General features: G+C 71.9%; 9 protein-coding genes. 2 read left to right on the top strand and 7 right to left on the bottom strand.

The genetic code is table 11. The features are described 5' to 3' along the window. Positions 1–135: 135 nt before the first annotated feature. From HNR40_RS11140 to HNR40_RS11115, 6 genes are all read right to left on the bottom strand, one after another. Complete coding sequence (locus HNR40_RS11140) at positions 136–1,587, bottom strand: FGGY-family carbohydrate kinase (protein ID WP_184960340.1); 1,452 nt, start codon at positions 1,585–1,587, stop codon at positions 136–138. Then, the gene (locus HNR40_RS11135; protein ID WP_184960339.1) at positions 1,587–2,780 is read right to left on the bottom strand and encodes a sugar ABC transporter permease; all 1,194 of its coding nucleotides are present in this window, start codon (positions 2,778–2,780) and stop codon (positions 1,587–1,589) included. Before HNR40_RS11135 ends, HNR40_RS11140 begins: the two co-directional genes overlap by 1 nt. Next, positions 2,777–3,532 carry an ATP-binding cassette domain-containing protein gene (locus HNR40_RS11130; RefSeq protein WP_184960338.1) on the bottom strand — a complete coding sequence of 252 codons (756 nt, stop codon included), beginning with the start codon at positions 3,530–3,532 and terminating at the stop codon, positions 2,777–2,779. Before HNR40_RS11130 ends, HNR40_RS11135 begins: the two co-directional genes overlap by 4 nt. Positions 3,533–3,534: 2 nt before the next feature. Next, positions 3,535–4,584: an ABC transporter substrate-binding protein gene (locus HNR40_RS11125; protein ID WP_221340210.1), complete on the bottom strand. Its 1,050-nt coding sequence runs from the start codon at positions 4,582–4,584 to the stop codon at positions 3,535–3,537. A 68-nt stretch (positions 4,585–4,652) separates the two neighbouring features. Next, on the bottom strand, positions 4,653–5,594 hold the full coding sequence (locus HNR40_RS11120) for a sugar-binding transcriptional regulator (RefSeq protein ID WP_184960337.1): 942 nt from the start codon (positions 5,592–5,594) through the stop codon (positions 4,653–4,655). A gap of 43 nt (positions 5,595–5,637) precedes the next feature. After that, entirely contained in the window at positions 5,638–6,636 is a 999-nt protein-coding gene (locus HNR40_RS11115) for an ArsR/SmtB family transcription factor (protein WP_312896282.1), read from the bottom strand. Positions 6,637–6,752: 116 nt separating this feature from the next. On the opposite strand from HNR40_RS11115, the gene HNR40_RS11110 reads away from it, so the two are divergent. After that, positions 6,753–7,958, top strand: coding sequence for an MFS transporter (locus tag HNR40_RS11110; RefSeq protein ID WP_184960336.1), 1,206 nt, complete (start codon positions 6,753–6,755; stop codon positions 7,956–7,958). Here the strand turns inward: HNR40_RS11110 and HNR40_RS11105 are convergent. Next, positions 7,947–8,936, bottom strand: a complete 990-nt coding sequence (locus tag HNR40_RS11105; RefSeq protein ID WP_312896281.1) for a LacI family DNA-binding transcriptional regulator — start codon at positions 8,934–8,936, stop codon at positions 7,947–7,949. The two genes, HNR40_RS11110 and HNR40_RS11105, sit on opposite strands and share 12 nt — an antisense overlap. A 69-nt stretch (positions 8,937–9,005) precedes the next feature. Here HNR40_RS11105 and HNR40_RS11100 point away from each other — a divergent pair, with 69 nt between their 5' ends. After that, on the top strand, positions 9,006–10,166 hold the full coding sequence (locus HNR40_RS11100; RefSeq protein WP_184960335.1) for an MFS transporter: 1,161 nt from the start codon (positions 9,006–9,008) through the stop codon (positions 10,164–10,166). Positions 10,167–10,169 lie beyond the last annotated feature (3 nt).

The raw sequence follows: 10,169 nt of genomic DNA, 5'->3' as shown, positions 1-10,169 counted from the left end.
TCATGTACGGCCTCCGCATGTGCGCCCCTGTGACGTTCGGCCTTTTCATGTACGGCCTCCGCATGCGCGCCCCCGTGACGCTCGGTCTTCTCATGTACGGCCTCCGCATGCGCGCCCCCGTGACGCTCGGTCTTCTCATGTACGGCCCCGCAACTCCGCCAGCAGTGGCCAGGTGGCCGAGGCGGCCTCACGCAAGGCCAAGAAGTCCTGAAATTTCATGATTGACCCGGACGGGTGAACGGGACGGCCGGGCCGTACATGCTGGGTGGCGGCCTCCGCTGTGGACGGCGCGGCACCCGTGGCGACCAGCCCGACCAGGAACGCGCCCCGCGCGCCCGCCTCCGCGTCGGCGGAGCGGAGCACGGGCAGCCCGGTCACGTCCGCGATCAGCCGCACCCACAGCGCGCTGGCCGCCCCGCCCCCGCAGACCCGCAGTTCGTGCGGCGAGCCGCCGGCGGCGGCCAGGCAGTCGGCGATGACCAGGGCCAGCCCTTCGAGCACGGCTCTGGCGACGTGTTCGCGGCCGTGTTCCAGCGACAGCCCGAGGAAGGAGCCCCGGGCCTGCGGATCGACGAAGGGTGAGCGCTCTCCGGCGGGCGAGAGGTAGGGCAGGAACGCCAGCCCGTCCGCGCCGGGCGTGCCGCGGGCGGCGAGGTCGGCCAGTTCGGCGGGACCGCTGAGGCCCAGCAGGCGGCAGGCCCAGTGGATCACCTCGGTGCCCGCGAACGTGGGCATCGCCCGCAGGTAGGAGGAGCCGAGCGCGACGGTGATGCCGACGGGCTCGCCGCTCAGTGAGGGACGGTCCACGACGATCTCGGTGCACAGGGTGGTGCCCAGGATCGCGCAGGCCTGCCCGTCGGCCACCGCGCCCGCGCCGAGCGCGGTGGCGGCGATGTCGTAGGGCGCGAGCACGACCGGGGTGCCCTCGGGCAGGCCCACCTGCTCGGCGGCGGCCCGGGCGAGTGGCTCGGCCCGGTCGGTCAGGCGCAGCTCGGGCAGCAGCCGTCCGGCCTGCTCGACGCCGAACAGCGTGAGGAGTTCGGCGGAGTAGCGGCCGGCGAGCAGGTCGGTGAAGGCGGAGTAGTCGGTGGCCAGGTGCCCGGTGAGCTTGGCGAACAGCCAGCCGCCGCAGTTGAGCACCGACGAGGAGCGGGCCAGGCGGTCAGGGTCGTGGGCGGAGAGCCAGGCCAGGATCGCGCTGGGCAGCCCGGAGGCGGGCGCGGAGCCGTTGATGCGGAAGGCCCGCTCGGAGACGCCGGTGCGGTTCCATTCGCCGACGATCCCGGCGGCCCTGGCGTCGTTCCACAGGATGGCCGGGCCTGTGGGCGCGCCGTCCGGGCCGACCGGCCAGCAGCCGTCGCCCTGGGCGGTGAGCGCCAGGAAGTCCACCGGGCCGAGCTCGGCCACGACCTCGGCGACCGCGGCGGCGACCGCCGTCCAGACCGCGTCCATGTCCTGCTCGGCGTGGCCGGGGGCGGGCCTGGAGACGGCCACGGAACGGCGGGCCACGGTGGACTCGGTCCCGTCGGCGGTGTAGCCGACCGCCTTGATCACCGTGGTCCCGGCGTCGACGCAGATGGCCGCCATCACGCCCTGCCGTGGGAGGTACGCGACTTGCGCGCGACCGAGTCCACGATCACGGCGAGCAGCAGGACGGCCCCGGTGACCATGAAGCGGATCGAGGAGTCGAGGTTCAGCAGGGTCAGGCCGCTGGAGATGGACTGGATGACGACGATGCCGAGCAGCGCGCCGAAGGCGGTGCCGCGCCCGCCGAACAGGCTGGTGCCGCCGATCACCGCGGCGGCGATCGCGTTGAGATTGACGTCGCCGGTGCCGCTGCTCTGGTTGGCGGCGGCGAGCCTGGCCGCCATGAGGATGCCGCCGATCGCGGCGAACGTGCTGCACAGCACGAACACCGAGGTGTAGGCGGCCTTCACGTTGATCGCGGCGCGCCGGGCGGCCTCGACGTTGCCGCCCACGGCATAGACGGACTTGCCCCACTTCGTCCGGGCGAGCAGGTAGTGCATGACCAGCACCATCGCTACGAACAGCACGAACATCCAGCCGACGCCGCGAGCCTGGTTGAGGTACCAGACCACGCCCCCGAGGCCGATCAGCAGCGCCCCGCTGCGCACCAGCAGCCCGGTCAGGCCGCGGGCGGGCAGCCCGGCGTCCCGCCTGGCGCGGGCGTGCAGGAAGCCCGAGACGAACAGCCACCCGGCGGCCACGGCCACGAACACGTAGGCCAGCCACGGCGGCACGAAGCTGAGCTGGGCGAAGTTCACCAGTCCCGACTCGAAGGGCAGGTTGATCGCGCCCTTGCCGCGCAGCACCCACAGCTGCAGCCCGAGGAAGGCCAGCAGCCCGGCGAGCGTGATGACGAAGCTCGGGACGCCGAAGCGGTTGAACAGCTGGGCGTACAGGTAGCCGATGAGCGCGCCCAGCGCCATCGCGGCCAGGATCGCGACCACGACCGGCAGGCCCTGGTCGACGAAGAGCACCGCCAGCACAGCGCCTGACAGGCCGCTGACCGAGCCGACGGACAGGTCGATCTGCCCGACCAGCAGGACGCACACGATGCCCAGCGCCATGATCCCGACTGGCGCCGAGTCCATGGCCAGGTCGACCAGGTTGCGGCTGGACAGGAAGACCGGGTTGAGGATCTGGAAGACCGTCCAGATCACCACCAGCCCGACGACGACCGGGATCACGCCCAGGTCGCCGCCGCGTACGCTCTCCACGGTGCCTTTGAGCCGCTGCCTCTGCAGGGTTGTGGTCATGAGCGCGCCGCCCTTCTGCTCACCACGTTGTCGCTCGCGCCGGTGATGGCGGCCACGATCTCCTCGGCCGACACCTCGGCGGCGTCGAACACGCCGTTGTTGCGCCCCAGCCTCAGCACCGCGACCTTGTCGGCCACCGCCTTCACGTCGGCCATGTTGTGGCTGATCATGATGACGCCCAGGTCGTTCTCCCTGAGCCGCTCGACGAGGTTGAGCACCTCGGCGGTCTGGGCCACGCCCAGCGCGGCGGTCGGCTCGTCCAGGATGATGACCTTCGGCTCGCCGAGCAGCGAGCGGGCGATGGCCACGGTCTGGCGCTGGCCGCCGGAGAGCCCGGCGACCGGGGCGCGCAGGTTGGGGATCTTCGCCGACAGCTGCTTGAGCAGGTCGTGCGAGCGGGTCTCCATGGCCACGTCGTCCAGCCGGAACGGGCGGATCTCCTGACCGAGGAAGAGGTTCTCGATCACGTTGAGGTTCTCGCAGAGCGCCAGGTCCTGGAAGACGGTGGCGATGCCGAGCCGCTGGGCCGCGGCGGGCGTGGGGATCGTGGTCTGCCCGCCGTCGAAGGTGATCGTCCCGCCGTCCTGCGGGTGCACGCCCGACAGAACCTTGACCAGGGTGGACTTGCCCGCGCCGTTGTCGCCGACCACCGCGACGACCTGGCCGGCGCGTACGTCCAGGTCGACGTCGGTGAGCGCGGCGACCGCGCCGAAGGTCTTGGTGATCCCGCGCAGGGAGAGGATCGGGGGCATGGTTACTTGATGCCCAGCTCGGCGCAGCCCGCCGCGTACTCGCCCTTGCACGCGTCGGCCGCCTTCATCAGCCCGCTGTCGAAGAGCACTTCCTTGATGTTCTCCTTGGTGACCACGGTCGGCACGAACAGCTCCGACGGCGTGTTGTAGAGCGTCGCCTTGCCCGCGGGCTTCTTGCCCTGCATGAACTCCCACGCCACCACGGCCGACGCCTCGGCGACGATCTTGATGGGCTTGGAGATCGTGTTGTACTGGTCGCCGGCGATGATGCGCTGGGCGGCGGCGACTTCGGCGTCGTTGCCGGTGATCGGCGGCACCTTCACCCCGGCCGCCTTGAACGCGGCGATCGAGCCGCCGGCGGTGCCGTCGTTGGCGGCCACCACGCCGGCGATGTCGTCGCGGAACTGGCTGATCTGGCCGGCCACCCACTGCTGGGCCTTCTCCGGCTGCCAGTCGGGGGTGTCGTACTCGGCCAGCAGCTTGAAGCCGCTCGGGTCGATCGCGCTGTGGATGCCCTTCTTGATCAGTCCGGCCGCGGCGTCCGTGGGGGAGCCGTTGACCTGGAGCAGGCCGCCCTTCGCCTTCTCCTTCTTGAGGTGGTCGACGAGCGACTGCCCGATCATCGAGCCGATCTTCTCGTTGTCGAAGGAGATGTAGTAGTCGGCGGGGGTGGTCGGGATGGGCCGGTCGTAGGCGATGACCGCGATCTGCTGCGACTGCGCGGACTTCACGATCGAGGCCGCGGCGGCCGAGTCGACCGGGTCCAGCACGATGGCCTTGACCCCCTGGGCCATGGCCGAGTTGGCCTGTTGCTGCTGCTTGGAGGCGTCGGAGTCGGCGTTCTGGTAAATCACCTCGCAGCTCGGGCAGAGCTGCTTCATCTTGGCCTTGAACAGCGGGGCGTCGGCCTGCTCGTACCTGGTCGAGGCCAGGTCGGGCATGAGGAAGGCGACCTTCGCGCTTTCCGTGGAGCCCGTGCCCCCGGTGGTTGTGGCACTCCCGCACCCGGCGAGCAACGCCACCGCCAATGCGGCCGTCAGGGTTGTCTTCACGGCGACCTCCGTCCTGTGGTGCGCATCACGCTAGCCCGACCATAGAACAGATGTCCAGAGCAAAATTTCTACGAGATGGTAAGGATGCTCTCCGCGGTCGTCGCGTCGGTGACCAGCCGGTTGAAGTAGCCGCCCCTGGCCGCGGCCACGATCGCGGCCGCCTTCTCCGTGCCGACGGCCACCGCGATCGAGTGCGGGATACGCCGAAGTTCCTCGACACTCGTGGCCACCAGGCGCTCGCTGCCGGAGTAGCCCACGGGCTCGCCGTCGCGGTCGTAGAAGCGCGAGCACACGTCGCCGACGGCCTGGTTCAGGCTGGGCGCCTCACGCGGGACGAACGCGGGCACGACCTGGCGCATCATCGGCGCCGAGCCGACGCCCATGATGGCGCACTTGGCCCGCGCCCACAGGTCCATGACCCGGCGCACGGACGGCTCGTGCTGCAGCGAGTAGAACAGCTCCGGTCCAGGTAGCGCGGGTGCGTAGAGGTAGCTGGGCACCCCGCCCAGGCCCTCGGCCAGGATGCGGGTGGTCTCGTTGGTCTGGAACCAGGGCTGCGGCTCCTCCTGCCCGCCGACGGCCGGCGCGACCGTGACGCCGGGGAACCTGCCCAGCCCCTCGCGGGCGCACTCGTAGACGGTGCTGCCCGAGGACACCAGCACCACGTCGCCCGGCTCCAGCCCCGTGTCGGCCAGCGCGCGGGCGAGGCCCGGGGCCAGCCAAGGCCCGAGCTTCGGCCCGCTCACCTTGGGCACCAGGTAGACACGCTGGATGCCCAGGAGACCGGCCAGCTCGGCGGCCAGGCGCCCGTCCTCCAGCGACTCCGGCCGGTGCACGCGGATCTCGACGATGCCCTGCTTGCGGGCCTCGGTCAGTAAACGGCTGACGGTGGCCCTGCTCACGCCCAGGCTGGCGGCGATCTCGGCCTGGGTGGCATCCTCCAGGTAGTACTGCTTGGCCGCTGTGTACATCAGCTGGTGCGGGAAACGCGCTTCGGGTTCGGGACTCATGCGCGTGCTCCCTTGAACACTTGTGCTGAACGGATGATCTCGACTATACCTGTCCCTGCACCAGGGCGTCGCCGAGCGCGGTGCGAGTGTAAAGGACCTTGCGTCCGGTTCGTGTGCCCGACACCAGCCCGGCCCGGCGCAGCGCCCCCAGGTGCCCGCCCGTCGTGCCCGCGCTGTGCCCGAACAACGCCGCCAGGTGCGTCGTCGTCGCCGGCGTGGCCAGCTCGGTCAGGATGCGGGCGCGAGTCCGCCCGACGAGCCCGGCCAGCCCGCCCGGCGACACGGCCGTGCCCGCCATGATCCCGCGCGCCGGATAGGTCAGCGCGTACGGCCACGCCTCCTCCAGATACAACCCCAGCCCCGTCGTGAACACCGACGGCAGGAAGAGCAGCCCCTTGCCGCCCAGCCGGTGATCGCGGCCCACGGTGTCGCGCAGCCGTACCTCGATGTGCCCGGAGGGGTCCCAGCGCACCTGCGAGCTGAGGTCGTCCAGCGCCGCCGCCCAGCCGTAGGTGGCCAGCTGCCCCGCCCGCTGCACGACGTCCCGCTCCAGGACCGCGTGGAAGAACGGCCAGCTCTTGGAGACGATCTCCGCCCACAGCGCCTCGTAGGCGTCGGCCAGCAGCGTGACCACGTCGGAGCCGAGGAGCATCTCGCGCACGGGCGGCGGAACCGTAGGCCGGTGCGCCGTGTGCCGTCCGGCCAGCGCCCGGTCGATCTCCGCGCGCGCCTGCGCGAGCGGGGTGGCCCGCATGGCCGCCAGCTCCCGCTCGAACGGCACGTTCACGCCGGTCGGCGGCGGGGCCAGGAAGTCCACGTTGTCCGAGCCCCTGTTGCCGGAGATCACCGCGGCCGCGCGCAGCGCCGGGTGCCGCCTTTCCAGCTCCCGGTAGTGCTCGCGCCAGCGCCGCGCCCAGTTGACGTGGACCCCGGCCTCGGTGCGGCCGTCGAGCACCCACTGCGCGTGCATGGTCTCGACCAGCGGCGAGATCGCGAACCTGCTGGCCACCACATCCTGCGGGGTGACTCCGACCCTGAACACCTTTCGGTTATATCCGAAAGCTTGGCCTTCGTGGCAGAGCCCGGCCCAGCATCGTGAAGACCGGCGGCTCCGAACCTCCCTCCGGAGCCGCCCATCCTCTTTCGCAAGGAGTCGTGTTGTCCCAGACGAGTGAGCGCGGCGCCACGTTCGGCGAGGTCTTCGCCGTGCGCGAGTTCCGGGTGCTGTTCGGCAGCTTCGCGCTGATGATCGCCGGTGACTCGATCAAGATGCTGGCGCTGTCGGTGCTCGTCTACGCCCAGAGCGGCTCGCCCGGCCTGTCGGCGGCGGCCTATATGGCGGGCTGGCTGCCCTACATCTTCGGCGGCATGTTCCTGCTGTCGCTGGCCGACCGGCTGCCGCCGCGGGCGCTGATGATCGCCGGTGAGCTGGTCAGGGTGGTCGTCTGCCTGCTGCTGGCTTTCGCCGGGCTGCCGGTGTGGGCGATGCTCGCGCTGGTGCTGGTGACCGGGCTGTTCTCGCCGGTGTTCGGGGCGGCGCGCAGCGCGATGCTGCCCGACGTGCTGCCGGGTGACGCTTTTGTGCTGGCCAGGTCGCTGATGGGGGTGACCTCCGCCGGGGCCCAGGTCGGCGGGCTGGCGCTGGGCGGGGCGTTCCTGGCCTGGACCGGGGCGCACGGGGCGCTGGCGGTGACCGCCGGTCTTTCGCTGGCGGCCGCGCTGGTGCTGCGGCTCGGCCTGCCGTACCGGGGGGCTCGGCAGGTCGGCGAGCGCGGCGCGGTGCGCGCCACGCTGCGGGTGAACAGGGAACTGCTCGCCGATCGCTCGGTACGCGGGCTGCTGCTGGCCGGATGGCTGCCGGTGCTGTGCCTGGCCGGGCCGGAGGCGATGGTCGTGCCGTACATGGGCGGGCAGGGGCAGGCGGGCGTGGTGCTCGCCGCGGCGGCGGTGGGCATGGCGGTGGGGGAGTTCGTCGTGGGGCGCTTCGCCGCGCCGTCCCTGCGTGAACGGCTGTCGCTGCCGCTCGCTGTGCTGCTCGGCGTGCCCTGGTTGTTCTTCGTCCTGGAACCGGGGGTGGTGTGGGCGTCGGTGCTGTCGGCGTGCGCGGCGGCCGGGCTGGCCTATCAGCTCGGGCTCCAGCGGCGCTTCCTGGAGGCGGTGCCCGAGCACGTGCGCGGGCAGGCGTTCGGCCTGCAGTCGGCGGGGCTGATGACCGGGCAGGCGGCGGGGGCGGCGATCGTGGGCGGCGTGGGCGAGCTGACCGGCCCGCCGGCGGCCATGGTCATCGGCGGCGCGGCGGGGGTCGTGGTGGCGCTGGCCCTGTTCAGGCAGCTGAAGGGGACTGCCCGCCGTTCAGGAATCTGAGGGGGACTGCTCGCCTGATCCGCGGGCGATGAGGCGCACCGGGAGCTGGAGGTGCTGGGCCGGGCCGCGATCACCGGCCAGGCGGCGGAACAGCAGCTCGGAGGCCACCCGGCCGAGCCCGGCCGGATCCTGGGCGACCACGGTCACGCCCGGCGTGAGCAGGTCGGCCAGTTCGAAGTCGTCGAAGCCGACCAGCGCGAGCGGCCGCCCGCGCAGCGTCCTCAGCGTGGTGACGGTCAGCCGCCCGTTGCCGGTGAACACCGCGGTCGGCGGGTCGGGCAGGCCGAGCATGTGTTCCAGGTCGGCGCCGGTGCCGGCCAGGTCGGGGGCGCGCATCGAGACCAGCGCCGGGTCGAACAACCCGCCCAGCGCCGCGCGGTAGCCCTTCAGCCGCTCGGCCGCGGTGAAGATGGACGGGCTGTCGCCGAGGAAGGCGATGCGCCGGTGCCCCGCCCGCCGCAGGTGCGCGACGGCCAGCCGGGCGCCGCCCGCGTTGTCGCACAGCACGGTGTCCACGTCGATCTCGGGGCCGGGCGGCCGGTCCACGAAGACCGCGGGCGTGCCGGCGTCGAGCTCGGGCCGCAGGTAGGAATGGTCGTCACCGGCCGGGACCACGATCAGCCCGTCCACGCGGCGCGCGCAGAACGTGCGGACCAGCTCCCGCTCGCGCTCCGGGTTCTCGCCGGAGGAGCCACTCAGCAGCAGGCAGCCGTGGGCGATCGCGACCTGCTCGACGGCCCGGCCGAGACCGGAGTAGAAGGGGTCGGAGATGTCCTCGATGACCAGGCCGACCGTGGCGGTGCGGCCCTGGCGCAGGACTCTGGCGCTCTCGTTGCGGCTGTAGCCGAGCGCGTCGATGGCCGCGCGCACCCGCTCGGCGGTGGTCGGGTTCACGCCGGGTTCGCCGTTGACCACCCGCGATACAGTCTTAAGCGCGACTCCGGCGGCCGAGGCGACGTCCTTCATCGTCGGTCTCACGATGCGATCATTTCTCAAGCGGCACCCCTAGACAACGTTGTCAGGAGGTTATGCGAGAGTAGATCCCCTATGTCGTTCAGGTTCGCACTGCTCGTCGCCGGATTCGTGCTCGCCGCGCTGAACTTGCGGCCGGCCATCGCGGGCGTCTCCCCGCTGCTGGACGAGATCATGACCGACGTCGGCCTCACCCCCGCGGGCGGCGGCGCGATCACCACCGTCATGATCGTCTGCCTGGGCGTCTTCGGGCCGCTCGCGCCGGTGCTGGCCCGCCGCATCGGCCTCGACCGCACGCTGCTGGCCGGGCTGCTCGTGCTCGCTCTCGGCGTGGTCCTGCGCACCCTCGACGGCGCGCCCGCCCTGTACGCCGGCGCCGCGGTCGCAGCCACCGCCATCGCGGTCATGAACGTCGTCATGCCCGGCATCGTCAAACAGCACTTCCCCGGCCGCGTCAACCTCTTCACCGGCGTCTACAGCTCAGCCGCGAGCGCGGGCGCGGCGACCGCCTCCGCGCTCATGATCCCCCTGGAGAGATCCACAGGGTACGGCTGGCGCGGCGTCTCGGCCATGATCGCGTTGCCCGCGCTGGCCGCCGCGCTGCTCTGGCTGCCGCAGGCGCTGGGCAAGCAGGCCGCCGCGCAGAACGGCCCGAGGCCCTTCCGCGCGGTCGTCCGCAGCCGGATCACCTGGTACGTCACCGGCCTCATGGGCCTGCAGTCGCTCACCTTCTACGTGATCCTGGCCTGGCTGCCGACCGTCTTCCTGGAGGCCGGGCTCCCCGCCGACCAGTCCGGATACCTGCTCAGCATGACGACGCTCGTGCAGGTGGGCGCCACGTTCGCGGTGCCGGTGCTGGCGGGGCGGCGGCGCTCGCAGTCGGGCTACGTGGCCGCCGCCGTGCTGCTCACCATGGCCGGGTACCTCGGGCTGCTGGTGGCGCCGGTCACCGTCCCCTGGCTGTGGATGATCGTGCTGGGCGTGGGGCAGGGGGCGGCGTTCGGGCTGGCGCTGCTGCTGATCACGCTGCGGGCGCCCGATCCGACGGCGGTGACGGCGTTGTCGGCGGTGGCGCAGTCGGTGGGGTACGTGCTGGCCGCGGTGGGTCCGGTGCTGTTCGGGGCGCTGCGGCAGAGCTCGGGCGGGTGGACGGCGCCGCTCGGCGTGGGCATGGCGATCCTGGTGGTGCAGCTCGTCGTGGGATGGCTCGCGGGACGGCCTGCTACGTTTAGGTAAGGC

The organism is Nonomuraea endophytica, assembly GCF_014203235.1.
Classification (GTDB): domain Bacteria; phylum Actinomycetota; class Actinomycetes; order Streptosporangiales; family Streptosporangiaceae; genus Nonomuraea; species Nonomuraea endophytica.
This window is presented reverse-complemented; position numbering and strand designations above follow the sequence as displayed.

Coding starts and splice junctions, on each gene's coding strand:
- HNR40_RS11140 (WP_184960340.1), bottom strand. CDS start 1,587: ATGGCGGCCATCTGCGTCGACGCCGGGACCACGGTGATCAAGGCGGTC.
- HNR40_RS11135 (WP_184960339.1), bottom strand. CDS start 2,780: ATGACCACAACCCTGCAGAGGCAGCGGCTCAAAGGCACCGTGGAGAGC.
- HNR40_RS11130 (WP_184960338.1), bottom strand. CDS start 3,532: ATGCCCCCGATCCTCTCCCTGCGCGGGATCACCAAGACCTTCGGCGCG.
- HNR40_RS11120 (WP_184960337.1), bottom strand. CDS start 5,594: ATGAGTCCCGAACCCGAAGCGCGTTTCCCGCACCAGCTGATGTACACA.
- HNR40_RS11100 (WP_184960335.1), top strand. CDS start 9,006: ATGTCGTTCAGGTTCGCACTGCTCGTCGCCGGATTCGTGCTCGCCGCG.